Here is a 24,549-nt window from a genome sequence, read left to right as displayed (position 1 = left end):
CCCGCTAGCCCGGAGCAGCCGCACAGCGGCCCGGGCAGCGCCCGACCGCCCCCCTACCAACGAAAAAGGGCCACCCGCCGGGGTGGCCCTTTCGCTTTGGGATCAGTCCCTTGGCCTTACATCGCGTCGAGCAGCGATTCCGCGCCCGAGACGTCGCAGACGCCGGGGCTCTCTTCGGCCTGAAGCAGCGTCACCACGCCATCCTCGACCACCATCGCATAGCGTTTCGAGCGGTCGATCAGCCCGGCGGGCGGGGCCGAAAACTCCATCCCCATCGCCTTGGTAAAGCTCGCATCCGCGTCGCCCAGCATCGCAATGCCCGCTTCTTTCGCGCCGGTGCTCTCGCCCCAGGCACCCATCACGAAGGGATCGTTCACCGAGATGCAGATCACCTCGTCCACGCCCTTGGCCTTGAGCGCCTCCATGTTGCGCACGAAGCTCGGCACATGGGCGTTGTGGCAGACGCCGGTATAGGCGCCGGGCAGGGCAAAGATCGCCAGCTTGCGGCCCTTCGCCTTGTCGTCGAGCGACACTTGCTCTGGGCCGTCCGCGCCCATCTGCAACAGCGTCGCCGAGGGGATTTTGTCGCCGGTGGTAATAGTCATTGTCGCATCCTGTCTGGTTGGGGTAATCGGGTTCAGGATAAATATAGGGCTGGGGCCACAGCGTGACCATGCTGAAATAAATTTCGCGGAGGGAGAAATAAATGTCGAAAATCGTGGTGATCGGGGCCGGACAGGCCGGATCGAGCCTTGTGGCCAAACTTCGGACCCTGGGCCATGACGGCAGCATCACCCTCATCGGCGCCGAATCAGCTCCCCCCTACCAGCGCCCGCCGCTGTCGAAGAAGTATCTTCTGGGCGAAATGGAGCTTGAGCGGCTCTACCTGCGGCCGGAAAGTTTCTATGCGGATCAAGGGATTGACCTGCGCCTCGGCGCGACGGTCACCGGCATCGACCGCGATGCGCGCGAGGTCATTCTCGGCGACGAACGCCTGCCCTACGATCAGCTCGCACTGACCACCGGCTCGGCCCCGCGCCGTCTTCCGGCCGCCATCGGCGGCGATCTTGCCGGCGTCTTCACCGTCCGCGATCTCGCCGATGTCGACGCGATGGAGCCGATGGTCCGCGCGGGCGCGCATGTGCTCATCGTCGGCGGCGGCTATATCGGGCTCGAGGCGGCGGCGGTGGCGGCATCGCGGGGCCTTAAAGTTACGCTGGTGGAAATGTCGGACCGCATCCTGCAGCGCGTCGCGGCACCGGAAACCTCTGATTTCTTTCGCAAACTTCACGGCAACCATGGCGTCGACATCCGCGAGGGTGTCGGGCTCGACCGGCTCTTGGGCGACGGCAAGGTCAGTGGCGCGCGGCTCTCGGATGGCTCTGAACTGGCGGTGGATTTCGTCATCGTGGGTGTCGGCATCACGCCGGAAACCGCACTCGCCGAGGCCGCCGGGCTTGCCCTCGACAATGGCATCGCCGCCGACGCGCAGGGCCGCACTTCGGACCCGGCCATCTGGACCGCCGGCGATTGCGCCTCCTTCCCCCATGGCGCTGGCCGCCTGCGGCTCGAGAGCGTGCCAAACGCCATCGACATGGCGGAATGCGTGGCCGAAAACATGCTCGGCGCGGGTAAGGATTACGTGCCGCAGCCGTGGTTCTGGTCGGATCAATATGACGTCAAACTGCAGATCGCCGGGCTCAGCACCGGGTTCGACCGGATCGTGACGCGCCATGACGATGGCGATGCGGTGTCCTTCTGGTACTTCAAGGGGGATCAGCTTTTGGCAGTGGATGCGATGAACGCGCCGCGCGCCTATATGGTGGGCAAGCGTCTGATCGATAACGGGAAAACCGCCGATCCCGCCGCCATCGCCGACCCCGCGACCGAGCTCAAGACCCTGCTGAAGCCGTGAGGATCATCGCCGGAGAGCATCGCGGCAGGCGGCTGGCCTCGGTGGGCAAGGGCGACCGCGGCGCGCATCTGCGCCCCACCGCCGACCGCGTCCGCGAGAGCCTCTTTAGCGCGCTGATCTCCGGCTATGACGATCCGGTGACCGGGGCCGTGGTGCTCGATCTTTTCGCGGGCACCGGGGCGCTCGGGCTCGAGGCGCTGTCGCGCGGGGCCTCGCATGTGACCTTCGTGGAAAACGGGCGCGCGGGGCAGGGGCTCATCACCGAGAATATCGCGCTTTTGAAGGCGCAAACCGTCACACGGCTGGTGCGGCGCGATGCCCGGCGGCTCGGGCGGCATGACGGCAAACCGGCGGACCTCGTGTTTCTCGATCCGCCTTATGGCAAGAGCCTGGGAGAAGAGGCTCTTGCCGCGGCGCTTGCAGGCGGTTGGGTGGCTTCGGGCGCATTGCTCGTTTGGGAGGACAGCGCCGAAATCACCCCGCCATCAGACACGCATGTTCTCGACAAGCGCCGCTATGGGGAGACGGTGATCACCATCCTAAGGGCCGGCCCTCACCAAGAGAGCTGACGCCCGGATTCGATGGTAAAGGCGTGGTTTTGCCCCTCATGCACCCAGGCGAGGCCGGTGGCGGTGCGGACCACGGTGTAGCTCGTCCAGCCGACATGTTCCCACCAGCTTTCATATTGGCCGGTGTCCGGGTTGATCCGCCATTTGCCAAGGGCCGGCTCGCCTGTCTGCGGCATATAGAGCGTCGCGCCATTGGGGTCGAAGTAGGATTTATAGGGGGTGCCCTGCCAGAGGCCAGAGGCGGTGTTGCCCCGCAACAGCTGATAGACCTCTTGCCCGTTCAGAGCGGTTTCACTGGCCCCGGCCGACGCACCCGCCAGCAGCAGCGCACAGCCAGCCATGAAATATCTGCGAAACATACAGCATACCCTTTCAACAACATGACACAGCCCGCCCTGGCAAAGGCGGGGCCGTGTATTTCAGCATGAATTGTCGAAAAAGTCGACTCAACCGATGGGGAAGACGGCAATCGCCCTGAAATCATTGACATTCGTCAGGGTCGGACCGGGCACAACCTGACGGTCGATCGCCGCGAAAAACCCATGTGCGTCATTGCGGTCGAGCGCCTCTTGCGGGTCGCGCCCGGCCTTTTGCGCGAGGCCCAGCGTCTCAGGCCCGATCACCGCGCCCGCCACCTCTGCCGCGCCATCGACCCCATCCGTGTCACAGGCAATGGCATGGATCCCTTCGGCCTCCTCTAGGGCCAGCGCGAGAGCCAGCGCAAATTCGGCATTGGGCCCGCCGACCCCATCGCCGCGCCGGGTCACCGTGAGTTCCCCGCCCGAGAGCAGCAGCCGAGGCGCGTCTCCGGGGCGCAGCTTGCGCTGTTCGGCCAGCGCCAAAGCAGCCTGATCGCGGGCCACATCGCGGGCCTCGCCTTCGAGCGCATCGCCCAACAGCACCGGCACATAGCCCGCCGCGCGGGCGCGCTCGGACGCGGCCGCGAGCGACTGCGACGGCGCGGCATAGATGACATTCTCGACCGTCTCGAGGCGCGGATCGTCCGGGTGAACCACGCCGGAGGGGCGTGACAGCACCTCGGCTACGCTCTGCGGCAGGTCGAGCGCCCAGCGCTCGGCAATGGCGCGCGCCTCCTCATGGGTGCTCGCATCGCCCACGGTCGGCCCCGACCCGATAAGCGCCGGATCATCGCCCGGCACATCCGAAATCAACAACGCCACCATCCGCGCCGGATGCGCCGCCGCCGCCAGCTGGCCGCCCTTGACCCGGCTGAGATGTTTGCGCAGCACGTTCATCTGTCCGATGGGCGCACCACTGGCCAAGAGCCCTGCGTTCACCGCCTGTTTTTCCGCGAGGGTGATATCGCCCGCAGGCTGCACCAAGAGGGCCGAGGCCCCGCCGGAAATCAGCGCCAGCACCATATCCTCGGGCCCGAGCCCCGCCACCAGGTCGAGCATCCTTGCCGTGGCCGCCTGTCCCGCCGCATCGGGCACCGGATGGGCGGCCTCGACGATCTCGATCCCCTGACAGGGCCGGGCATAGCCATAGCGGGTGATCACCAGCCCCTCGCATGGCCCCCAGGCCGCCTCGACCGCCTCGGCCATCCGCGCCGAGGCCTTGCCGGCGCCGATCACCACCACCCGCCCTTGCGGTTTTTCCGGCAGCGCGGCGGCGAGGCTCTGCATCGGGTCGGCCACTTCGACGGCGCGATCAAAGAGACGGCGCAGGAGCGCCGGGGCGTCATCGGGCAGGGGCTGGGTCATCGGCAGAGGTCCATGAATTGCGGCTACCTTTAGCGCTATCACCGCCGCGACGCCCCTCTGTCAAGCCTCGGCACCGGGTTTCGCGGCTCTTTCCCCGGATTCCCGGCCCTATTGTCGCCACCGCCCCCTTGCTTTGCTTGACAAACCGAGGCCTGCAAGCGACAGACGCGGCCATGATCATGTCATTTCTTCAGGTCGCATTGGGCGGCGCCATCGGAGCCGCGCTTCGGTTCGGAACAGGGCTTGCCCTGACGCGTCTCGTGCCATGGCCGAGCTTTCCCGTGGCAATCCTCACGGTCAACGTGCTCGGCTCCTTCCTGATGGGGCTGTTCGTGATCTTCGCCTTTCTGCGCGGGTATGAGCAATGGAACCTCTTCGTGATGACCGGTCTTCTGGGCGGGTTCACCACGTTTTCGGCCTTTTCGCTCGAGACGCTGACGCTGTTCGAGCGGGGGCAATTGGGCTCGGCCTTTCTTTACGTGGCCTTGTCGGTGGTTCTGTCACTGGCCGCGATGGGCCTGGGTGTAGCATTGGCACGGGGGCTCTGGGCATGAGCGGCGTACAGACATTGGAAATCACCCCGGCGGATGCCGATCAACGGCTCGACCGCTGGCTGCGGCGGCTGTTTCCGCATCTCGGCCAGGGCCGCATCGAAAAGATGTGCCGCAAGGGCGAGCTGCGCGTCGATGGCGGGCGGGTCAAATCCTCGCATCGGCTGCAGGTCGGCCAGAGCGTGCGCATCCCGCCGATCCCCGCCCCCGACGACAGCGAAGACAAGGCCGCGCCGCCCCGTCCCCGCTCGCGGGTGAGCGATGAGGATGCGGCGATGATCCGGGCCGCGGTGATCTACCGCGACGATCACATCATCGCGTTGAACAAGCCGCCGGGCCTGCCGGTGCAGGGTGGCTCGAAACAGACCCGCCATGTCGATGGGCTGGCCGAGGCGCTGCGCTTTGATCTCGACGAAAAGCCTCGGCTGGTGCACCGGCTCGACAAGGACACCTCGGGTGTTCTGATCCTCGCCCGCACCCGCCAGATGGCCGCCGATCTCACTGCCGCTTTCCGCCACCGCAACACGCGCAAGATCTACTGGGCCGCCGTCGCAGGCGTGCCGCTGCCGCGCATGGGCACGGTGAAATACGGGCTGGTCAAGGCGCCGGGCCATGGCAAGGGCGGCGAGGGCGAAAAGATGCTCTGCATCCACCCGCGCGAGGTCGATAACACCCCCGGCGCGAAACACGCCACGAGCGATTATGCCGTGCTTGAGAACGCGGGCCAGCGCACCGCCTGGATGGCGCTGGTGCCGGTCACCGGCCGCACCCATCAGCTGCGCGCCCATATGGCCGAGCTGGGCCATCCGATCGTCGGCGACGGCAAATACGGTGGCTCGGGGCAGGAGAACCTCGGCGATGGCTGGGGCGCCCAGCTCGGTGGCGATGTCAGCCGCAAGCTGCATCTCCATGCCCGCTCGCTCACCATCCGGCACCCGGCCACCGGCGCGCGGCTGCACCTGACCGCGCCGCTGCCCGATCACATGGCCCGCACCTGGGATCTGTTCCAGTGGCGCGCCGCCGATGTGCCCGAAGACCCGTTCGAGGAACAGGAATGAGCGACGCCCCCCTGCGGCTGGTGATCTTCGACGTGGATGGCACGCTCGTCGACAGCCAGATGGATATTCTCGCCGCCATGGGGCAGGCGTTCGACCGGGCCGAGCTGCCAGTGCCGGCCCGCGACGAGGTGCTCGGCATCGTCGGCCTGTCGCTGCCCGAGGCGTTCGAGAGGCTCGCAATGGGCGCGCCCTCGGCCCTGCGCCTCAACATGGTCGAATGGTACAAGGACGCCTATGTGGCGCTGCGCGCCAAGGTCGGCGCGGCGCAGAGCTCGCCCTTCTATCCCGGCGCGCGCGAGATGCTCGACCGGCTGCACGCGGTGCCCGAGATCCTGCTCGGCGTGGCCACCGGCAAATCGCGGCGCGGCCTCGACAAGCTGCTCGAAGGCCATGACATGCGGCATTTCTTCGTGACCCAGCAGGTCGCGGATCACCACCCGTCCAAGCCGCATCCGGCGATGATCCTCGCGGCGCTGTCCGAGACGGGCGTCGCCCCGGACGAGGCGGTGATGGTGGGTGATACGGTCTTTGACATGGAAATGGCCCAGGCCGCCGGGGTGCGGTCGGTGGCGGTGAGCTGGGGCTATCACCCGGCAGAAAGACTGAGCCAGGCCAATGCGTTGATCGAGGATTTCAACGATCTGCCGGGGGTTCTGAACGGGTTTTGGGGGACCGAGATATGAGCGAATGGAAAGCCAGACGGTTTTGGAAAGACAGCAGCGTCGAGAGCGCCGAGGACGGGTTCACCGTGCATCTCGATGGCCGCCCGGTGCGCACCCCGGCGAAACGCTCGCTGATTCTGCCGACCGAGGCGCTCGCCCAAGAGGTCGCCGCCGAATGGCAGGCGCAGGACGAAGAGATCAACCCGCTCTCCATGCCCTTCACCCGCAGCGCCAATGCCGCCATCGACAAGGTGGCGGTGCAAAAGGATGAAGTGGCTGAAATGATTGCCGCCTATGGCGACAGCGACCTGCTCTGCTACCGCGCCGACAGCCCGACCGAGCTGGTCGAGCGGCAGTCGGCGGCATGGGATCCGTATCTCGACTGGGCCGAATCGGACCTATCGGCGCGGCTGGTTCCGGTGGCGGGGGTCGTCCATCAGCCCCAGAACCCGGCGGCCGTGGCCGCTTTGCGGGCCGAAGTCATGGCGCAGGACATCTATGCGCTGACCGCCCTTCACGATCTGGTGAGCCTCTCCGGTTCTCTAGTTCTCGGCCTCGCTGCACAGCGCGGAATTGCCCCGCCCGAAACCCTCTGGACCCTGTCGCGTCTCGACGAAGATTGGCAGATAGAACAATGGGGTGAGGACGAAGAGGCGAGCGAATTGGCAGCCACAAAACAGCGGGCATTCCTGCACGCGGCGCGGCTCTATCAGCTCTCGCGACGCTGAACCTGCGGGGCGTAAACCCTCGCGTTCAAACCGGTTTCCCTATGGTAAAGCGCTGGCGTAAATCATTGTTTTTGGTGATGCAGTACTTGACCTTTGAAGATGAATCCTTCCAAACTTGCGCCTATCGGAGGGGACCACCCTTCTGAACATCGGCCGGCCCTATCAGGTCGGAAAAAAAACCGCCTTTGGGAGAGGGCGGAAAATCAGGAAGAGGTAAACATGAAAAAATCCGTATTTCTTGGCGCGCTGACTGTCGCCGGCCTGGCGGCTGGCGCTGCAGCTGCTGGTACGCTTGACGATGTCAAAGCGCGCGGCAAGCTGAACTGTGGCGTGACCACCGGTCTTGTCGGTTTTGCAGCACCGGACGAAAACGGCCGTTGGGATGGTTTCGACGTTGGCGTTTGCCGCGCTGTAGCCGCTGCCGTTCTGGGTGACCCGGACGCAGTCGAATTCGTACCGACCACCGGCAAGACCCGCTTCACTGCACTGGCTTCGGGCGAAATCGACGTCCTGGCCCGTAACACCACCTGGACCTTCTCGCGCGACGTGGACCTCAAGTTCACCTTCGTCGGCGTGAACTACTATAACGGCCAAGGCTTCATGGTTCCGAAAGAACTGGGCGTGAGCTCGGCCAAGGAACTCGATGGCGCCACCGTCTGCATCCAGACCGGCACCACCACCGAGCTGAACCTCGCGGACTTCTTCCGCGCCAACAACATCAGCTATGAGCCGGTGCCGATCGAAACCAACGCCGAAGGTCAGCAGCAGTATCTTGCTGGTGCCTGCGACACCTACACCACGGACGCGTCGGGCCTCGCCGCCACGCGCGCCTCGTTCGAAAACCCCGCAGATCACGTCGTTCTGCCCGAAATCATCTCGAAAGAGCCGCTCGGCCCGCTGGTCCGTCACGGCGATGACGAATGGGGCGATGTTGTCCGCTGGACGCTGAACGCGCTGATCGCCGCCGAAGAGCTGGGCATCACCAGCGCCAACATCGGCGAACTGTCGGCCGCAGCTGGCGACAATCCCGAAGTCAACCGCCTGCTGGGCACCGAGGGCAACCTGGGTGAAATGCTCGGCCTCGACGCTGACTGGGCTGTCAAAGCCGTTCAAGCCGGTGGCAACTACGGCGAACTCTTCGAGAAGAACATCGGTGAGAATTCGCCGGTCGGTCTGGCGCGTGGTCTGAACGCCCAGTGGACCGATGGTGGCCTGCTCTACTCGCCGCCGTTCCGCTAAGTTCCTTGCGAAGGGCGCGGCCACGGTCGCGCCCTTTTGCGCTCAGTACCAATAAAAAACCGGACCCATTCGCTGCGTAAACGCGACACAATAACAACCGGGCCGGAACACGGGGATACTCCATATGACTGCAATGACCGACCCTGCTCGGGAGTCGTTCCGCCTGTCTATGCTGATCTACGATACGCGGTATCGATCTTTCACCATACAGGCCGTTGCCCTGCTCGGTTTCATGCTTTTCGGGGCATGGCTGATCAGCAACACGATCACCAACCTGCAAACCCTTGGCAAACCGGTTCAATTCGGTTTCCTGCTCGAACCGGCGCAATATGACATCAACCAGCGCCTGCTCGACTATAACAACCGCGACACCCATCTGCGCGCCGCCTTTATCGGCCTCACAAACACGCTTCTGGTGGCCTTTCTGGGCTGTATCGCCGCGACGATCCTCGGGGTCTTCGTGGGGGTTCTCAGGCTGAGCAAGAACTGGCTCGTGGCCAAGATCATGGCCGTCTATGTGGAAGTCTTCCGCAACGTGCCGGTCCTGCTCTGGATCGTGCTCGCCATGGCGGTGCTCATCGAAAGCCTGCCAAGTCCAAAGGATTTCCGGGGCGACAACGCCACCGCAAGCATGAGCTTCTTTGACTCGGTCGCCGTCACCAACCGCGGTGTCTATATCCCCGAGCCGCTGTTTTCGCGGTCGCTTGGCGACGTGCATCTGCTCGGCGATAGCCCGCTCCGGATGGACCTGTCGCTCGATCTGCTGGCCATCGTGCTGGTGATCATCGCGAGCATCTTCGCCATCAAGAAGGTCAACGCCCGCGCCACCGCGATCCAGAACAGCACCGGCCTGCGGCCCACCACATGGCATGTCAATCTCGGCATCTTCTTCGTGCCGCTGATCGTGCTGCTCATCGCGCTGGGCTTTCACCTCGGCTATCCCGAGCTGAAGGGCTTCAACTTCCAGGGCGGCACCCATCTGCGCAACTCGCTGACCGCGCTCTGGCTGGCCCTGTCGCTCTATACGGCGGCCTTCATCGCCGAGATCGTCCGCGCCGGTATCCTCGCCATCAGCCACGGCCAGACCGAAGCCGCCGGTGCGCTGGGTCTGCGGCCCAAGCGGATCATGAGCCTCGTGGTCCTGCCACAGGCGCTGCGGGTGATCATCCCGCCGCTGATCTCGAACTACCTCAACCTGACCAAGAACTCGTCGCTGGCGATTGCCGTGGGCTACATGGACATCACCGGGACGCTTGGCGGGATCACCATGAACCAGACCGGGCGCGAGCTCGAATCGGTTCTCATGCTGATGCTGGCTTACCTGATCATCTCGCTCTCCATTTCGGCGGTGATGAACTGGTACAACTCGCGCGTTAAATTGGTGGAGCGGTAATATGAGCGATACACATTCCGAAGCAGCCCGCGCCATCGCCTTTGTCCGGACAGACATGCTGCCCGAACAAGAGCCGCCGGCCACGACCATCGGTTTCGTCGGCTGGCTGCGCAAGAACCTGTTCTCCAGCGTCGCCAACTCGATCCTGACGGTGATCGCGCTTCTCTTCATCGCCTATGTGATGTCCGGGCTGCTGCCCTGGCTGTTTCAGTCGGTGTGGAACGCGGGGTCGCTCAACGAGTGCCGCGAGATCATGAACGCCACCTGGGGCGACACCCACGGTCATGCCTGCTGGGGCGTGGTCAAGGAGCGCTGGCTACAGCTGCTCTACGGGTTCTACCCCGATCACCTCTACTGGCGGGTGAACCTCGCCTTCGTGCTGACCTTGGTGGCCATGGCGCCGGTGCTGTTCTCTGAACAATTGCCGCGCAAGATGCTCATCGTCACCGCGCTCTATCCCTTCGTGATGCCCTGGCTCCTATGGGGCGGGTCGATCTGGGGGCCGATCGCGGCGGCACTGGGCTTTGTCATCGGCTACTACGCCTACAAGATCCTCGAACCTATCGCGGGCTCTTTGGTGGCGATCATCGCGGCGGTGCTGCTGCCGGTGATCTGGTGGTTCGGCCTCTCCGGCCTGATCACCGGGGCGCTGACAGACCTCATGCCCATCGGCATCGAGGCGGTGCAGAGCCGCAAGTTCGGCGGCTTCATGCTGGCGATCCTGCTCGGCATCGTGGCCATCGGCTGTTCGCTTCCCATCGGCATCGTGCTGGCGCTTGGCCGTCAGTCCGACCTGCTGCTGGTCAAAGCGATCTGCGTCGGCTTCATCGAATTCATCCGGGGCGTTCCGCTGATCACGCTGCTCTTTGTGGCGTCGCTTCTGCTGAACCTCTTTCTGCCGCCCGGCACGAATTTCGACATCATCCTGCGCGTGATGATCATGATGACCCTGTTTGCCGCGGCCTATATGGCCGAGGTGATCCGGGGTGGTCTCGCGGCCCTGCCCAAGGGCCAGTATGAGGGCGCCGACAGTCTCGGCCTCAACTACTGGCAGGCGCAGCGCCTCATCATCATGCCACAGGCGTTGAAAATCTCGATCCCCGGCATCGTGAGCACCTTCATCGGCATCTTCAAGGACACCACCCTTGTGTCGATCATCGGTCTCTTCGACGTCATCGGACTGAGCAACGCCATCCGGGCGGACACCGCGTGGAACGGTATCTATTGGGAACTCTTCGCGTTCATCGCGTTCCTGTTCTTCATCGTCTGTTTCTCGATGTCCCGTTACTCCATGTACCTGGAGCGCAAGCTTCAGACTGGCCATAATTAAGGAGATCACGCTATGTCTGATCTTGTTACCGACCGCGAAATCGATCGCTCCAAAATGCAGATCTCGGACGAGATCGCGATCCAGATCACCAACATGAACAAATGGTACGGCTCGTTCCATGTGTTGCGTGACATCAACCTGACCGTGAACCGAGGCGAACGGATCGTCATCGCCGGGCCGTCTGGCTCGGGGAAATCGACGATGATCCGCTGCATCAACCGGCTCGAGGAACATCAGCAGGGGCAGATCATCGTCGATGGGACCGAACTGACGTCGGACCTGAAAAACATCGACAAGATCCGTCGCGAAGTGGGCATGTGCTTTCAGCACTTCAACCTCTTCCCGCATCTGACCATCCTCGAAAACTGCACCCTCGCGCCCATCTGGGTGCGCAAGGTGCCGCGCAAAGAGGCCGTCGATACGGCGATGCATTTCCTCGAAAAGGTGAAGATCCCCGATCAGGCCAACAAATACCCCGGCCAGCTCTCGGGTGGTCAGCAGCAGCGTGTGGCGATTGCCCGCTCGCTCTGCATGAAGCCGCGGATCATGCTCTTTGACGAACCCACCTCGGCGCTCGACCCCGAGATGATCAAAGAGGTGCTCGACACGATGATCGAGCTCGCCGAGGAAGGCATGACCATGCTCTGCGTGACCCATGAGATGGGCTTTGCCCGTCAGGTGGCGAACCGGGTCATCTTCATGGACCAAGGCCAGATCGTCGAACAGAACGAACCCGAAGAGTTCTTCAACAACCCCAAGAGCGACCGGACCAAGCTGTTCCTCAGCCAGATCCTCGGCCACTGATCGGCCCCGGATCGGCCAGTGCTCTTTACCAATACGGAAACGCGCCGCCCTCTGCGGCGCGTTTTCTTTTGCGGCTGTGATGGGTGGCAGGTCGCTTAGCCCAACAGATCGCGCGGCACGGTGAAATTCACCACCTTGCCCGTCTCGGGCTCAAGCTCGGCCCAGGCGTCGATCCCGAAATCCGCGACCAGTGTCGCCCCCGTCGGGTAATCGGCAAAACGCCCATGGGCGGGCGGACGCGCCACCAACAGCTCGGCAAGCCAGGCGATGCCCGGATTATGGCCCAGCAGCAGCACACAGTCGCCCTCGGCCTTGCGCAGCGTGGCGATCATGTCGCCCGCATCGGCGAGATAGAGATCATGGGTGAATGTGGCCGGCACATCGTCAAAGCAGAGCATCGCGGCGCTCTCGCGGGTGCGGGTGGCGGTCGAGCTCAGGATCGCATCGGGCACATAGCCCTGCGCCCGCAGCCAGACGCCCAGCGCCTGCGCCGACTGCCGGCCCCGCTCGTTCAGCGGGCGGTCGTGATCCTCAAGCCCGGGATGGTTCCAGCTGCTCTTGGCATGGCGCATCAGGATCAATCGCTTTGGCATTTACTCATTCCTTCACAAAAACCTGTGACCATCACTTTCGGTGAAAATAGGACATATGCAGCGCCGATTGCGCCGGGTCGCGGTCAAATTTCGCGCTCACCGGACAGGCGAGCCGCGCCCGACAGCCGCCCTTGCGGCAGATCGCGCCGGGCAGCGTGTCGAGGTAATCATAGCAGTCGTCGACCTTGTAGAAATGCTGGTCGCTCAGCGCCCCCACCGGGCATCCGGTGGTGCAGGGCTTGTCCTCGCAGCTTTCGCATGGCGCGGCCTTGGGCGGCGTGGGCAGATCCATCTCGCCCGCGACCCGCAATCCGCCGCGAAACGAAATCATCATCCCCGCCCGGTCATGGACCAGCATCCGCACCGGGCTCGACCAGGCCCAGCCCGACCGCAGCGCCCAGCGTAGGAACGGCTGATAGGGCGGCCCGCCAAAGGGAAAGAGCGGCTCGGCCCCGATCTCCTCGGCAATGGCGGTGATCACCCGCGACGACCAGCGATCCATCGGATCGGGGGTCTTGTCCTGATACTCGGGCGAGGTCTTGAAGAGGGTCCAGAAATCCGCTTCCGGCCCCAAGAGCAGGATCGTGTCGCCTTTTTCATGCAGCGCGCACATCACGGCGAGACGCTCTTTGGCGGCGCGCTCCGCGATGCTGTCGAAAGTCACTTGCGCCTGAACGGCAACCATAGGCTCCACCCCAATTTCGCGGGCCGCTCGTCCTGCCACTGCAGCCCGGTCGTCATCCCGTCATGCCCGCCCCGCGGCTGCGGGATGTAAGTGCCAAAGATACGGTCCCAGATCGAGAGTGCAAAGCCGTAATTGCTGTCATGTTCGTCGCGGTGAATCGAGTGGTGAACCCGGTGCATATCAGGGGTGACGAGAAACCGACGCAATACCGCCTCGATACCGACAGGCAATTTCAGGTTGGAATGGTTGAACATCGCCGTCCCGTTGAGGATGATTTCAAAGAGGATCACCGCCAATGCGGGCAGGCCAAGAAGATAGACCAAGCCGATCTTGAGCAGCATCGACAGGGCGATTTCCACCGGGTGAAACCGGATCGCCGTGGTCACATCCACATCCCTATCCGCATGGTGCACCCGGTGCAGCCGCCACAAGAGCGGCACCTTGTGGGTCACCAGATGCTGCGTCCAGATCGCCAGATCCAACAGCAGGATCGCGACGACCACCTCGACCCAATAGGGCAGGGCCACGGCGTTGAAGAGACCCCATCCCTGCGCCTCGGCATCGATGGCTGCCCCCACCGCCAAGAGGGGCAGACCAAAGGCCAAGGCCCGCAGGGCGAGGGTGGATATTATGACGATAGACCAATTGGTTAGCCAGCGCTTGCCGCGCGGTTGCACGCGGGCGCGGCGGGGCGCATAGGCTTCGATCAGCGCGAAAAGCGCGAAGAGGCCGAGGAAGACGCTGAGGCGGATGAGGGCTTCGTTTTGCATGGGCAGACCTTAGGCGGCCCGGCGTGTCACGCAAGCAAAGCCGTCACTTTGCACGGATAATTGAACCGGCCCCGTGATCGGTGAAGAGCTCGAGCAGCGGCGCATTGGGCGCCCGCCCGTCAAGGATCACAACCGCGCGCACGCCGCCCTCGATCGCCGCCAGCGCGGTCTCGGTCTTGGGGATCATGCCGCCCGCAATCGTGCCATCCGCGACGAGATCGTGAATGTCCTGCGCCGTCAGCTCGGTGATCACCCGACCCTCCGCATCCCGCACCCCATCGATATCCGTCAACAACAACAACCGATCCGCCCGCAACGCCGCCGCAATCGCCCCCGCAGCCGTATCGCCGTTGATATTATAGGTTTCGCCGTTCTCGCCCGCGCCCAAGGGGGCGATCACCGGGATCATATCGTCGCGGAAAAGCGTGTGCAGAATCGAGGGATCGACCTTGGTCGGATCGCCAACGAGACCCAGTTCGGGATTGGCCGGGGTGCAGGTGACGAGGTTCGCATCCTTGCCCGAGAGCCCCACCGCGCGGCCGCCCTGCGCGTTGATCGCCGCGACGATCCGCTTGTTCACGCGGCCCGAGAGGACCATCTCGACCACTTCCATCGTGGCCTCGTCCGTGACGCGCTTGCCGTTGACGAATTCGGACTGAATGTCGAGACGGCCGAGCATCTCGTTGATCATCGGGCCGCCGCCATGGACCACAACCGGGTTCACGCCGACCTGACGCATCAGCACCACGTCGCGGGCGAAGGTTTCCATCGCCTCGTCACTGCCCATGGCATGACCGCCGAGCTTGATCACGACGATGGCGTCGTCATAGCGCTGCAGGTAGGGCAGGGCCTCGCTCAGCGTGCGGGCGGTGGCAATCCAGTCACGGTTCATAGGGCGTGTCTTCATCTCGGTGATCCTTGTTTGGCCGTTTATCGCCGCAAGCCCGCGCGCTTGCAAGGGGAAGCCAAACTGGGCGCGCCTCAGGGGCCGCACTGTGTCGGGCGGGCGTCGGCGCAGGGGTATTTGATACCAGAAAGAGCCGGGGCGTCAGACGAGGCTCGCGATCGTGGCGCGCAGGGTGGGGATGCCCCAGCCCTTTTCGCTCGAGGTGACGATCAGCTCGGGGAAGGCGGCGGGATGGGTGGCAAGGCGGCTGCGCACCTGTGTCAGAATCTTCTCGCGTTCGGCCTCTTTGACCTTGTCAGCCTTGGTCAGCACGGTCTGGAAGGTCACGGCAGAGCTGTCGAGCAGGGCCATGATTTCTTCATCGACGGCTTTGACGCCGTGGCGCGCATCGATGAGCACGAAGGCGCGGCGCAGGTTGGCACGGCCCGAGAGATAGGATTTGAGCAGCGCTTGCCATTTGGCCACGATGGGCAGCGGCGCATTGGCATAGCCATAGCCGGGCAGGTCGACGAGATAATGACTGTCGGCCATGGTGAAGAAGTTCACCTCTTGGGTCCGGCCCGGCGTGTTGGAGGCGCGGGCCAGCGCCTTGCGGCCGGTTAGCGCGTTGATCAGGCTCGATTTGCCGACATTTGAGCGGCCGGCGAAACAGACCTCGATCCGGTCGGCGGGCGGCAGGCCGGACATGGCGACGACACCTTTGAGAAAGTCGACCTCGCCAAGGAAGAGCTTGCGCCCGCGTTCAAGGGTCTGGGGGTCCGGGTCTTCGACGAGAGGGAAGGGGAGCGCCATGTCAGAGTACCTCGACCGTATCGCCTCGGCGCAGCGTGCCGCCTTGGCGCACCACGGCGTAGACGCCAAATTCCTGATGCCCAAAGCCGTCGCGCAGCGCGCCGAGCGTGTCTGCGTCGCGTTCGCCGGTGGCCGGATTGGCCGTTGTGGCCATGCAGCGGGTGATGCGTTCGCGGATATCAAGGATGGCCTCGCCGATGCGCAGGCTGCGCCCGAGCCAGGAGAATTCCTCCCAAGCTTCGGCGCCCTCGATATGAAGATTGCCGCGCCAGCGTTCCATCGACAGATCCTCGCGGCCCAAATGGCTCGCGACTGCGTCATGCGAGGCGCGGTTGAGCAGGCTGATCGAGGGGAAATCGCTATCGGTCATGCCGCGTCCCGGGGCGCGCACGAGCCGCGCAGGCTGGGCGCGGCCCTCGGACATCAAGGGGCGGATCCAATCGAGAAAGGCCTGCGCTTCATTGTCGGGATCAAAGCGCAGCGGGGCGAGGTCCGGGTGGCGCAGGGTCACGCGGTTTTCGGCCTCGTCACTTGTTGCGGTGATCGCCATGAGGCTGGGCTCTTTGGCGGCGCGCGAGAAATTGGCGCAATGGGCCCAGCCGTCGCCGTCAATTTTGGCCGCCTCATGCGCCACCGCCCAGCGCCGGTCCCAGGGCATGGTTTGCCCCGGGCTCAGCGTGACCTCGGTCAGGGCCTCGCGGCCATGCGACTTGATCGGGTGTCGCCAGAGAGCGGCCAGTTTCATCACTTTTTATCGTCGGTTTTGCGCGTGCGCTTGAAGCCCGACTTGATGTTGCCGAACACGTCCGGTTTGTACCCTTGGCTGCGCATGATGGCGTATTGCTGGGTAAAGGTGATCGTGTTGTTGGCGATCCAGTAGACCACGAGCCCGCTGGCAAAGCTGCCGAGCATGAACATGAAGATCCACGGCATCCAGGCGAAGACCATCTTTTGCGTCGGGTCGGTGGGCGCCGGGTTCAGTTTTTGCTGCAGCCACATCGAGATACCGAGCAAGAGCGGCAGGATGCCGATGAAGATCAGTGCCAGCAGCGAGCCGGGTTCGGGCGCGTTCCAGGGCAGTAGACCCCAGAGGTTATAGAGCGACGAGGGATCGGGGGCCGAAAGGTCGCGGATCCAGCCGATCCAAGGCGCGTGGCGCAGTTCGAGCGTGACGAAGATCACCTTGTAGAGCGAGAAGAAGATCGGGATCTGCAGAAGGATCGGCAGACAGCCGGAGGCCGGGTTGACCTTTTCCTTCTTGTAGAGCGCCATCATTTCTTTCTGAAGCGCCTGACGGTCGTCGCCTGCACGCTCTTTGATCTTTTCCATCTGCGGCTGCAGTTCCTTCATCTTGGCCATCGAGACGTAGGATTTATAGGCCAGCGGCAGCAGCACCAGTTTGATGATCAGCGTCAGGGCGATGATCGACCAGCCCATGTTGCCGATTTGCTGATTGAGCCAATGCAGCAGGGCAAAGATCGGTTTGGTCAGGAAGAAGAACCAGCCCCAGTCGATCGAGTCGAGAAACTTGTCGACGCCGCCCTTGTTTTGATAGTTGCGGATGGTTTCCCATTCCTTGGCACCGGCAAAAAGCTGGGTCGTGGCCTCGGCGGTCTGACCCGGTTCGAGGGTGATCGCGGGCTGTTTGACGGTGGTCTGATAGATGTTGCGGCGCGGGTCCTGGAAGGTCGACAGGTCGAACCCGGTTTCGCCGCGCGGGATCAGGGTGGTCATCCAGTAGTGATCGGTAAAGCCGGTCCAGCCATTTGTGGCGACTTTCAGCGGTGTGTGGTTTCCAGCGCCTTCGAAATCGTCGTAGTCGATCTCGTTGAGCTCGCCATCTGCCATCTGCACCGCGCCTTCGTGCAGGATGAAGAAATTCTTGAGGTCCGCCGGTTCGCCATGGCGCGCAATGATCCCGTAGGGGGCCAGAACCGGAGCGGCGTCGCCGGTGTTCTCGACCGTCTGGCGGATGGTGAACATGTATTTCGCGTCGACGCTGATTTCTCGGCGGAAGGTGAGGCCTTGGCCGTTCTCCCAAAGCAGGGTGACCGGGCTTTCGGGGGTCAGCGTCTCGCCCGATTCCACCGACCAGAGCGTGTTGGCGCCGGGGACGGAATCGCTGTTGAGACCAGTGCCCGGGGCCCAGCCGAAGAGTGCGTAATAAGGGCTGGCGCTGCCTGTCGGGTTGAGCAGGGTGACGATCTCGGCGCCGGGATCGAGGCTTTCGCGGTAATTATTGAGCGCCAGCTCATCGAGCCGCCCGCCGCGCAGCGAGATCGAGCCGGTGACTGACGGTGTTTCGACCGCGACGCGCGCGGCGCTCTCGGGGAGGGGCTCTGCCGGCGCAGTTGTCTCGGTGCTGACCTCGCCGCCAGCGCTGCCGGGGGTCAATGCGGTGTCGCCTGCCGGTGCAGAAGCCGTGGTCGTTACCGTGTCTGCGGGAAGATCCGTCTCGGCGGCGGGGAACAGCACCGTCCAGATGATGATCACCAGAAGGCTCAGAATACTCGCGAGAATGAGGTTCTTGTTTTGATCGTCCATTGCGCCGGATCGTCCATCTGTTTGAAGCGTTCCCGGCGGTTCAACAGAGTAGAGGCCCAAAGGTCAAGGGGATTCCCCTTGTATTGCGGCGATAGGGCGCGAATTGGCCGTGCCCTGTGCCGAGGCGGCTACCGGGGCTAGGGCTCCGGTGGGGATGGTCACTCGCCCAATCGGCCCACGTCGGGCAGATCGGCGCGGGTGGTGCCATGCGCGGCAAGCCAGCGGGCGCAGTCGGGGCCCGCCATGGGGGCGCTCACGACAAAGCCTTGAATGTGACGACAGCCCAATTGCGCCAGAATGGCGTGGTCTTCCGGCGTCTCGACGCCCTTGGCGAGGATCTCTATGCCGCGCGGTTCGCAGGTTTCGATCAGGTCGGTGAGACGCCTTTGGGCCGCTGTATCCCGGGCGATGTTGCGGGTCAGATTTGCCGAGAGTTTGAGGCGCGTGATGTGCTCGTGAAACGGGTGCTCTGTGTCGAATGCGCTGGCGGAAAAGTCATCGAGATCGAGCTGGCATCCCATCTGGTGCAGTCGGGCGATTGTTGTGATCAGTTCCGTGGCGCGGGTTTGGGCTGCTATGGCATAGGGCAGATCAAGGCAGATTTGCCCGGGCTCCACGCCAAACTGATCAAAGGTCCATTCCAGCTGTTGCGCGAGATCAACCTGCCCCAAGGTTTGCGGCGAGAGGTTGAGCGTGAGCTGCGGGATGTCGAGGCCGGAAGCCTGCCAATTGGCCCATTGCGCGAGGGCGCGGATCTGTACCTGTTCGTCGAGCCGGGGAATTTGCCCCGCCTTTTCCAGCGCGCCGACAAAGCCGGCTGGTGTCATGATCGTGTCTTTGCCCCGGTGCCATCGGGCCAGCGCCTCGATGCCCGAAACCCGCCCCGTGTCGGTGGAAATCTGCGGCTGATACCACGGCGTGAATTCGCTTCGGTCGAGACCTGCGAGAATGTCGGACAGTTGCGGCAGGTCCACACGTCCGCCGGACGGGGCCCGCTGGGCATAGATGCGCAGAGCGCCGGGCGGGTGCTTGCGGGCGAGTGCCAGCGCTTGCTCTGCTGCATCCAACAACGCGCCGCCGCCCGCATCCTCGACATCCGAGGCCAAGGCGAGGCCGATCGACACATAGATGCGCTGACCGCCACTGCCGAGCGGGAAATGCGGCTCGAGCGCGGCGTGCAGTCGGTTTGCCAAATGCAGCGCATTGCCATGCGAGAGGCGATGAACCGGTGCCATTGCGACACCAATGCGGTCCTCGGCCAGCCGCCGGACCTGATCGCGGCCTCGGACGACCGAGGCGACGCGATCATGTATCTGTTGCATCACAGTGGTGAATTCTGCCTCGCCCAGCCGGGCGCGCAGCGCCTCGGGCTCATCGGGGGCGATGAGCAAGCAGCCGGTGTGCCGTGAGGATTGCGCCGCAGCTTGCACCATGGTCCCGAGCATGTCGGCAAAGCTGTCACTATTGCGAAGACGCCGCTCAATGCGCAGCCCATCCTCGTCACCCGGGCGCAACAGGCCGATGAGCACGAGGATCACGGGCGAGCCGAGCGCCAACCCCACGAGAACCAGTTCACCCCCGAGCCAATAGCCCGCCAGCACCAAGGCGGGCAGAAAGGCAAGCATGGGTGGCCCGGTCAGAACGGGATAGAGGCGCTCATAGCAATCGTCGATCAAATCCCTCAGGCGCAAAGGCATCACATGGTCCCCGGTGGTCAGCCGACCCCGCAGCCGTGCGGGAAACACGGGGCCGCGGCATCGCTGCACGGGGATAGCATTTGCGGCTCAAGGCGCGCTTAACGGAGCGTGGGAATATCGTTAGAATTTTCGTCGATCTTGTCCGGATCACGCATCAGCCCGGCGAAATCAAAGAGCTTGGGATCGAGCAGATGCGAGGGGCGCGCATTCATCAGCGCGCGGAACATCACCTGACGGCGGCCGGGGCGGTTGGCCTCCCAACCGTCGAGGATCTTTTTGACCTGCTGGCGCTGCAGCCCGTCCTGACTTCCGCAGAGGTCGCAGGGAATGATCGGGTATTGCATGGCCCGCGAGAATTTCTCGCAATCCTCTTCGGCGACAAAGGCCAGCGGGCGATAGACAAAGAGATCGCCCTCTTCATTGACCAGTTTGGGGGGCATCGTCGCCAGACGCCCGCCATGAAAGAGGTTCATGAAAAAGGTTTCGAGCATGTCATCGCGGTGATGGCCCAGCACCACGGCGCTGCAGCCTTCTTCGCGGGCGATGCGATAGAGATGACCGCGCCGCAGCCGCGAACAGAGCGCGCAGAAGGTCCGCCCCTCGGGGACCTTGTCCATGACGACGGAATAGGTGTCCTGATACTCGATCCGGTGCGGCACGCCCATGTCTTCGAGGAACTTGGGCAGGACCGTCGCCGGAAAACCGGGCTGCCCCTGATCGAGATTGCAGGCGAGGATTTCGACCGGCAAGAGCCCGCGCCATTTCAACTCGTGCAGCACGGCGAGCAGAGTATAGCTGTCCTTGCCGCCCGACAGGCAGACAAGCCAGCGCGCGCCCCGTTCGATCATGCCGAACTGTTCAATCGCCTCGCGCGTCTGTCGCACGATGCGTTTGCGCAGCTTCCGAAACTCGGTGCTGCGGGGGGCTCCGTGAAAGAGCGGATGAATATCGTCGGCATCGTCGAGCATGTGGCGGACATAGAGCATGGCACTGCTTCGGGCAAGATGCCTCATCCGGTGTTGCCGGTGGTGTTGCCGGTAACGATGCGCTAGCGATTTGACATCAAACGTCAGAAGACCGGGAGAATCGTCATGGCACAGCCGCCCATCCGCATCGCGCTCAACGGGTTTGGACGTATTGGCCGCGCCATCCTCCGCATCCTGTTGCGCGAGGGGCAGGATTTCGAACTGGTCCTGATCAACGAGATCGAGCCCTTGGAAACCTGCGCCTATCTCTTTGAATATGACAGCGTCTTTGGCCCGTGGTCCGGTACGGTCGAAACCGGTCCGGAAACGCTGATCGTCGACGGGCGCAGCATCCCCTTTCTGGCGGCTCCCGATCTGAGCGCGCTCGATCTTTCTGGCGTCGATCTCGTGCTGGAATGTACCGGCATGGCCGGCGCGCGGCCGGTGGCCGAACGGGGCCTTGCCGCCGGGGCCGGGGCGGTTCTGGTCTCCGGGCCCTCGGCCGAGGCGGATATCACGCTGGTCCTGGGGGCAAATGATGCGGCGCTGGGGGCCGAGCGGATCATTTCCAACGCGTCGTGCACCACCAATGCCTTGGCGCCGCTGGCGCGGCTCTTGGACGATGCTTTTGGCATCATCAGCGGGCAGATGACCACGGTCCATTGCTACACCGGTAGCCAGCCCACGGTGGACAAGCCGCGCGGCGCGCCGGAACGTAGCCGGGCCGCGGCCCTGTCGATGGTGCCCACCACCACCTCTGCCCAGCATCAGACGGGGCTTGTGCTGCCCAAGCTCAAGGGCCGGATCGAAGCGCGCGCCATCCGCGTGCCCACGGCCAGCGTGTCCGCCATCGATCTGACGCTGCACACCGAGGCACCGGTGACGGTGTCCGAGGTCAACGCCGTGCTCGAGGCCGCGGCGAAATCCGGGCCGGTGTTTGGCTATACGCGCAAGCCGCTGGTCTCGAGCGATCTGCGGGGGCGGTCTGAATCGGTGATCCTCTGCGGGCATGAAACGTCGGTCTCCACAGGCGGTTTGCTGCGGGTCTTTGGCTGGTACGACAACGAATGGGGTTTCTCTTGCCGGATGCTCGATATGGCACGGCTGATTGCGCGCAGACGCGCTTGATTGCAGCGTTGCGCAATTACATACTCGCAACGCGGGGCCTGATCGTGTATGGATAGTTTAATGCTAAACCATTTGTGTAGCCGAGGAGATGCCCGTTCATGGCCACCCCGAAAAAGCCAAAGAAGCCAAATGTTTCAGCTGACGAGCTGAAAGGATTTTACCGAGACATGCTGCTGATCCGCCGATTCGAGGAAAAGGCAGGTCAACTTTACGGGATGGGGCTGATTGGCGGGTTCTGCCATCTCTACATCGGTCAAGAGGCGGTTGTTGTCGGTCTCGAATCCGCCACCAAAGAGGGTGACAAACGGATCACCACCTATCGCGATCACGGCCATATGCTGGCCTGTGGCATGGACCCGAACGGCGTCATGGCCGAATTGACCGGGCGCGAAGGCGGCTATTCCAAAGGCAAGGGCGGCTCGATGCACATGTTCAGCCGCGACAAGCATTTCTATGGCGGTCACGGCATCGTGGGCGCGAACGTCCCGCTTGGCGCGGGGCTTGCCTTTGCGGACAAGTACAAGGGCAATGACAACGTCACCTTTACCTATTTCGGCGATGGCGCCGCGAACCAGGGTCAGGTCTACGAGACGTTCAACATGGCGGCGCTCTGGTCGCTGCCGGTGATCTTCGTGATCGAGAACAACCAATATGCCATGGGCACCTCGCAGAAGCGCTCGACCTCGAGCCCCGACATCTACACCCGTGGCGCAGCCTTCGGCATCCCCGGCGAGGCGGTCGACGGGATGGATGTGCTCGCGGTGAAAGAAGCGGGCGAAAAGGCCGTGGCGCACTGCCGCTCGGGCAAAGGGCCCTATATCCTCGAGGTCAAGACCTACCGCTATCGCGGCCATTCGATGTCGGACCCGGCGAAATACCGGACCCGCGACGAGGTGCAGAAGGTCCGCGACGAAATGGATGCGATCGAACATGTGCGCGAGCTGCTCTTGCAGGGCAAGCACGCCACCGAGGACGATCTCAAGGCGATCGACAAGGAGATCAAATCCATCGTCAACGAGAGCGCCGAATTTGCCAAGACCAGCCCAGAGCCCGAAGTCTCGGAGCTGTGGACTGACATCTACGTCGAAGCGTGAGCGGGAGTAACTGATTATGCCAACTGAAATTCTGATGCCCGCGCTGAGCCCGACCATGGAAGAGGGCACGCTCGCCAAATGGCTCGTCAAAGAGGGCGACACCGTATCGAGCGGCGATATCCTCGCCGAGATTGAGACCGACAAGGCCACGATGGAGTTCGAGGCCGTGGACGAAGGGGTGATCGGCAAGATCCTCGTCGGCGACGGCAGCGAAGGGGTCAAGGTCAACACGCCCATCGCAGTGCTGCTCGAAGAGGGCGAAAGCGCCGATGATATTGGCGAGGCCAGCGCCGCACCGGCTGAGGCCCCCAAATCCGAGGACGCGGCCAAGCCTGCGCCGGCCAAAGCCAAGGCACCCGCCACGGAGAGTGAAAACCTCGCCCCAAATACCGAGCCGGACTGGCCCGAGGGGACGCCGATGAAGACGATGACCGTGCGCGAGGCGCTCAATTCGGCCATGGCCGAAGAGATGCGTTCGGACGAAACCGTCTTTGTCATGGGCGAAGAGGTGGCCGAATATCAGGGTGCCTATAAGATCACCCAGAACCTGCTCGACGAGTTTGGATCGAAACGGGTCATCGACACGCCGATCACCGAACATGGCTTTGCCGGGATCGGGGTCGGGGCCGCCTGGGGCGGGCTCAAGCCCATCGTCGAATTCATGACCTGGAACTTTGCCATGCAGGCGATTGACCAGATCATCAACTCGGCCGGCAAGACCAATTACATGTCCGGCGGCCAGCTCGGCTGTTCCATCGTGTTCCGGGGGCCCAACGGTGCCGCCGCTCGGGTCGGGGCCCAGCACAGCCAGGATTACGCGGCATGGTACGCCCAAGTGCCCGGCCTTAAGGTCGTACAGCCCTATTCGGCGGCAGATGCCAAAGGACTCCTCAAATCAGCGATCCGCGATCCCAACCCGGTGGTCTTCCTCGAGAATGAAATTCTCTATGGCAAATCCTTCGAGGTGCCCGCGCTTGACGATTTCACCATTCCCTTCGGCAAGGCCCGTGTCTGGCGTGAAGGCGAGGATGTGACCATCGTGAGCTTTGGCATCGGCATGACCTATGCGCTCGACGCGGCCGAGAAACTGGCCGAGGACGGGATCAGCGCCGAGGTGATCGACCTGCGTACCCTGCGCCCTATCGATTACGACACGGTCATCGCCAGCGTGATGAAAACCAACCGCTGTGTGACCGTGGAAGAGGGCTGGCCGGTGGCTTCTATCGGGAACCATATCTCGGCCACGCTGATGGAGCGCGCCTTCGACTATCTCGATGCGCCGGTCATCAACTGCACGGGCAAGGATGTTCCGATGCCCTATGCCGCCAATCTCGAGAAACTGGCACTGACTTCGACCGCCGAGGTGATCGAAGCGGTGCGCAAAGTGACTTACAAGTAAGG

General features: G+C 63.4%; 25 protein-coding genes. 13 read left to right on the top strand and 12 right to left on the bottom strand.

Annotated elements, in window-relative coordinates:
* Window positions 1–116: 116 nt before the first annotated feature.
* Entirely contained in the window at window positions 117–605 is a 489-nt protein-coding gene (locus ISM_RS05320; protein WP_009813098.1) for a peroxiredoxin, read from the bottom strand.
* A 101-nt stretch (window positions 606–706) separates the two neighbouring features.
* On the opposite strand from ISM_RS05320, the gene ISM_RS05315 reads away from it, so the two are divergent.
* Window positions 707–1,915 (top strand): NAD(P)/FAD-dependent oxidoreductase, encoded by a 1,209-nt coding sequence (locus ISM_RS05315; protein WP_009813097.1) that lies wholly within the window; start codon window positions 707–709, stop codon window positions 1,913–1,915.
* Window positions 1,912–2,484, top strand: a complete 573-nt coding sequence (rsmD, locus tag ISM_RS05310; RefSeq protein ID WP_009813096.1) for a 16S rRNA (guanine(966)-N(2))-methyltransferase RsmD — start codon at window positions 1,912–1,914, stop codon at window positions 2,482–2,484. Before ISM_RS05315 ends, rsmD begins: the two co-directional genes overlap by 4 nt.
* Here the strand turns inward: rsmD and ISM_RS05305 are convergent.
* Together ISM_RS05305 and ISM_RS05300 are read right to left on the bottom strand one after the other, a co-directional pair.
* Window positions 2,469–2,843, bottom strand: coding sequence for a hypothetical protein (locus ISM_RS05305; RefSeq protein WP_009813095.1), 375 nt, complete (start codon window positions 2,841–2,843; stop codon window positions 2,469–2,471). The two genes, rsmD and ISM_RS05305, sit on opposite strands and share 16 nt — an antisense overlap.
* An 87-nt stretch (window positions 2,844–2,930) precedes the next feature.
* Window positions 2,931–4,208: a glycerate kinase type-2 family protein gene (locus tag ISM_RS05300; RefSeq protein WP_009813094.1), complete on the bottom strand. Its 1,278-nt coding sequence runs from the start codon at window positions 4,206–4,208 to the stop codon at window positions 2,931–2,933.
* Window positions 4,209–4,381: 173 nt separating this feature from the next.
* Between ISM_RS05300 and crcB the strand changes: the two genes are divergently transcribed.
* The 8 genes from crcB to ISM_RS05260 all read left to right on the top strand — a co-directional run bounded on the left by crcB (window position 4,382) and on the right by ISM_RS05260 (window position 11,973).
* Complete coding sequence (crcB, locus tag ISM_RS05295) at window positions 4,382–4,762, top strand: fluoride efflux transporter CrcB (RefSeq protein ID WP_009813093.1); 381 nt, start codon at window positions 4,382–4,384, stop codon at window positions 4,760–4,762.
* Window positions 4,759–5,817 carry an RluA family pseudouridine synthase gene (locus tag ISM_RS05290; RefSeq protein ID WP_040617877.1) on the top strand — a complete coding sequence of 353 codons (1,059 nt, stop codon included), beginning with the start codon at window positions 4,759–4,761 and terminating at the stop codon, window positions 5,815–5,817. The genes crcB and ISM_RS05290 overlap by 4 nt, the downstream gene beginning before the upstream one ends.
* Window positions 5,814–6,500: an HAD-IA family hydrolase gene (locus ISM_RS05285; protein ID WP_009813091.1), complete on the top strand. Its 687-nt coding sequence runs from the start codon at window positions 5,814–5,816 to the stop codon at window positions 6,498–6,500. The genes ISM_RS05290 and ISM_RS05285 overlap by 4 nt, the downstream gene beginning before the upstream one ends.
* A complete protein-coding gene (locus tag ISM_RS05280; protein ID WP_009813090.1) occupies window positions 6,497–7,207 on the top strand; it encodes an ATP12 family chaperone protein in 711 nt (236 codons plus the stop codon). The genes ISM_RS05285 and ISM_RS05280 overlap by 4 nt, the downstream gene beginning before the upstream one ends.
* Window positions 7,208–7,426: 219 nt before the next feature.
* A complete protein-coding gene (locus tag ISM_RS05275; protein WP_009813089.1) occupies window positions 7,427–8,446 on the top strand; it encodes an amino acid ABC transporter substrate-binding protein in 1,020 nt (339 codons plus the stop codon).
* A gap of 124 nt (window positions 8,447–8,570) precedes the next feature.
* Window positions 8,571–9,839: an amino acid ABC transporter permease gene (locus tag ISM_RS05270; RefSeq protein ID WP_040617876.1), complete on the top strand. Its 1,269-nt coding sequence runs from the start codon at window positions 8,571–8,573 to the stop codon at window positions 9,837–9,839.
* 1 nt (window position 9,840) lies between these two features.
* Window positions 9,841–11,169 (top strand): amino acid ABC transporter permease, encoded by a 1,329-nt coding sequence (locus ISM_RS05265; protein WP_009813087.1) that lies wholly within the window; start codon window positions 9,841–9,843, stop codon window positions 11,167–11,169.
* Between the two features lie 12 nt (window positions 11,170–11,181).
* Entirely contained in the window at window positions 11,182–11,973 is a 792-nt protein-coding gene (locus ISM_RS05260; RefSeq protein WP_040617875.1) for an amino acid ABC transporter ATP-binding protein, read from the top strand.
* Window positions 11,974–12,068: 95 nt separating this feature from the next.
* On the opposite strand, the gene ISM_RS05255 is transcribed toward ISM_RS05260, so the two are convergent.
* From ISM_RS05255 to ttcA, 9 genes are all read right to left on the bottom strand, one after another.
* A complete protein-coding gene (locus ISM_RS05255; protein WP_040617874.1) occupies window positions 12,069–12,566 on the bottom strand; it encodes a SixA phosphatase family protein in 498 nt (165 codons plus the stop codon).
* Window positions 12,567–12,597: 31 nt separating this feature from the next.
* Window positions 12,598–13,251, bottom strand: coding sequence for a ferredoxin (locus ISM_RS05250; protein WP_254655650.1), 654 nt, complete (start codon window positions 13,249–13,251; stop codon window positions 12,598–12,600).
* On the bottom strand, window positions 13,227–14,021 hold the full coding sequence (locus ISM_RS05245; protein WP_009813083.1) for a sterol desaturase family protein: 795 nt from the start codon (window positions 14,019–14,021) through the stop codon (window positions 13,227–13,229). The genes ISM_RS05250 and ISM_RS05245 overlap by 25 nt, the downstream gene beginning before the upstream one ends.
* Window positions 14,022–14,064: 43 nt before the next feature.
* Window positions 14,065–14,928, bottom strand: a complete 864-nt coding sequence (gene argB, locus ISM_RS05240; protein WP_083780905.1) for an acetylglutamate kinase — start codon at window positions 14,926–14,928, stop codon at window positions 14,065–14,067.
* Window positions 14,929–15,069: 141 nt separating this feature from the next.
* Complete coding sequence (gene yihA, locus ISM_RS05235) at window positions 15,070–15,720, bottom strand: ribosome biogenesis GTP-binding protein YihA/YsxC (RefSeq protein WP_009813081.1); 651 nt, start codon at window positions 15,718–15,720, stop codon at window positions 15,070–15,072.
* A gap of 1 nt (window position 15,721) precedes the next feature.
* A complete protein-coding gene (locus tag ISM_RS05230) occupies window positions 15,722–16,465 on the bottom strand; it encodes an MOSC domain-containing protein (protein ID WP_009813080.1) in 744 nt (247 codons plus the stop codon).
* Window positions 16,465–18,264 carry a membrane protein insertase YidC gene (yidC, locus tag ISM_RS05225; RefSeq protein ID WP_009813079.1) on the bottom strand — a complete coding sequence of 600 codons (1,800 nt, stop codon included), beginning with the start codon at window positions 18,262–18,264 and terminating at the stop codon, window positions 16,465–16,467. The genes ISM_RS05230 and yidC overlap by 1 nt, the downstream gene beginning before the upstream one ends.
* 158 nt (window positions 18,265–18,422) lie before the next feature.
* Window positions 18,423–19,889, bottom strand: a complete 1,467-nt coding sequence (locus tag ISM_RS05220; RefSeq protein WP_217622865.1) for an EAL domain-containing protein — start codon at window positions 19,887–19,889, stop codon at window positions 18,423–18,425.
* 170 nt (window positions 19,890–20,059) lie between these two features.
* Window positions 20,060–20,929, bottom strand: a complete 870-nt coding sequence (gene ttcA / locus ISM_RS05215) for a tRNA 2-thiocytidine(32) synthetase TtcA (RefSeq protein ID WP_040618335.1) — start codon at window positions 20,927–20,929, stop codon at window positions 20,060–20,062.
* A gap of 123 nt (window positions 20,930–21,052) precedes the next feature.
* On the opposite strand from ttcA, the gene ISM_RS05210 reads away from it, so the two are divergent.
* The 3 genes from ISM_RS05210 (at window position 21,053) to ISM_RS05200 (ending at window position 24,547) form a co-directional block, all read left to right on the top strand.
* Complete coding sequence (locus tag ISM_RS05210; protein ID WP_009813075.1) at window positions 21,053–22,054, top strand: type I glyceraldehyde-3-phosphate dehydrogenase; 1,002 nt, start codon at window positions 21,053–21,055, stop codon at window positions 22,052–22,054.
* 98 nt (window positions 22,055–22,152) lie between these two features.
* Window positions 22,153–23,148 carry a pyruvate dehydrogenase (acetyl-transferring) E1 component subunit alpha gene (gene pdhA / locus ISM_RS05205; RefSeq protein ID WP_040617872.1) on the top strand — a complete coding sequence of 332 codons (996 nt, stop codon included), beginning with the start codon at window positions 22,153–22,155 and terminating at the stop codon, window positions 23,146–23,148.
* A 16-nt stretch (window positions 23,149–23,164) separates the two neighbouring features.
* Complete coding sequence (locus ISM_RS05200; protein ID WP_009813073.1) at window positions 23,165–24,547, top strand: pyruvate dehydrogenase complex E1 component subunit beta; 1,383 nt, start codon at window positions 23,165–23,167, stop codon at window positions 24,545–24,547.
* Window positions 24,548–24,549 lie beyond the last annotated feature (2 nt).

Source organism: Roseovarius nubinhibens ISM (assembly GCF_000152625.1).
GTDB classification, from domain to species: domain Bacteria; phylum Pseudomonadota; class Alphaproteobacteria; order Rhodobacterales; family Rhodobacteraceae; genus Roseovarius; species Roseovarius nubinhibens.
The sequence above is the reverse complement of the archived record's forward strand: the minus strand, read 5'-3'. Positions and strand labels throughout refer to the sequence as shown.

Bases quoted from the DNA above. Each gene is read 5' to 3' on its own strand.
- ISM_RS05320 (WP_009813098.1), bottom strand. From the start codon at position 605: ATGACTATTACCACCGGCGACAAAATCCCCTCGGCGACGCTGTTGCAG.
- ISM_RS05315 (WP_009813097.1), top strand. From the start codon at position 707: ATGTCGAAAATCGTGGTGATCGGGGCCGGACAGGCCGGATCGAGCCTT.
- ISM_RS05305 (WP_009813095.1), bottom strand. From the start codon at position 2,843: ATGTTTCGCAGATATTTCATGGCTGGCTGTGCGCTGCTGCTGGCGGGT.
- ISM_RS05300 (WP_009813094.1), bottom strand. From the start codon at position 4,208: ATGACCCAGCCCCTGCCCGATGACGCCCCGGCGCTCCTGCGCCGTCTC.
- crcB (WP_009813093.1), top strand. From the start codon at position 4,382: ATGATCATGTCATTTCTTCAGGTCGCATTGGGCGGCGCCATCGGAGCC.
- ISM_RS05290 (WP_040617877.1), top strand. From the start codon at position 4,759: ATGAGCGGCGTACAGACATTGGAAATCACCCCGGCGGATGCCGATCAA.
- ISM_RS05285 (WP_009813091.1), top strand. From the start codon at position 5,814: ATGAGCGACGCCCCCCTGCGGCTGGTGATCTTCGACGTGGATGGCACG.
- ISM_RS05280 (WP_009813090.1), top strand. From the start codon at position 6,497: ATGAGCGAATGGAAAGCCAGACGGTTTTGGAAAGACAGCAGCGTCGAG.
- ISM_RS05275 (WP_009813089.1), top strand. From the start codon at position 7,427: ATGAAAAAATCCGTATTTCTTGGCGCGCTGACTGTCGCCGGCCTGGCG.
- ISM_RS05270 (WP_040617876.1), top strand. From the start codon at position 8,571: ATGACTGCAATGACCGACCCTGCTCGGGAGTCGTTCCGCCTGTCTATG.
- ISM_RS05265 (WP_009813087.1), top strand. From the start codon at position 9,841: ATGAGCGATACACATTCCGAAGCAGCCCGCGCCATCGCCTTTGTCCGG.
- ISM_RS05260 (WP_040617875.1), top strand. From the start codon at position 11,182: ATGTCTGATCTTGTTACCGACCGCGAAATCGATCGCTCCAAAATGCAG.
- ISM_RS05255 (WP_040617874.1), bottom strand. From the start codon at position 12,566: ATGCCAAAGCGATTGATCCTGATGCGCCATGCCAAGAGCAGCTGGAAC.
- ISM_RS05250 (WP_254655650.1), bottom strand. From the start codon at position 13,251: ATGGTTGCCGTTCAGGCGCAAGTGACTTTCGACAGCATCGCGGAGCGC.
- ISM_RS05245 (WP_009813083.1), bottom strand. From the start codon at position 14,021: ATGCAAAACGAAGCCCTCATCCGCCTCAGCGTCTTCCTCGGCCTCTTC.
- argB (WP_083780905.1), bottom strand. From the start codon at position 14,928: ATGAAGACACGCCCTATGAACCGTGACTGGATTGCCACCGCCCGCACG.
- yihA (WP_009813081.1), bottom strand. From the start codon at position 15,720: ATGGCGCTCCCCTTCCCTCTCGTCGAAGACCCGGACCCCCAGACCCTT.
- ISM_RS05230 (WP_009813080.1), bottom strand. From the start codon at position 16,465: ATGAAACTGGCCGCTCTCTGGCGACACCCGATCAAGTCGCATGGCCGC.
- yidC (WP_009813079.1), bottom strand. From the start codon at position 18,264: ATGGACGATCAAAACAAGAACCTCATTCTCGCGAGTATTCTGAGCCTT.
- ISM_RS05220 (WP_217622865.1), bottom strand. From the start codon at position 19,889: ATGCTTGCCTTTCTGCCCGCCTTGGTGCTGGCGGGCTATTGGCTCGGG.
- ttcA (WP_040618335.1), bottom strand. From the start codon at position 20,929: ATGCTCGACGATGCCGACGATATTCATCCGCTCTTTCACGGAGCCCCC.
- ISM_RS05210 (WP_009813075.1), top strand. From the start codon at position 21,053: ATGGCACAGCCGCCCATCCGCATCGCGCTCAACGGGTTTGGACGTATT.
- pdhA (WP_040617872.1), top strand. From the start codon at position 22,153: ATGGCCACCCCGAAAAAGCCAAAGAAGCCAAATGTTTCAGCTGACGAG.
- ISM_RS05200 (WP_009813073.1), top strand. From the start codon at position 23,165: ATGCCAACTGAAATTCTGATGCCCGCGCTGAGCCCGACCATGGAAGAG.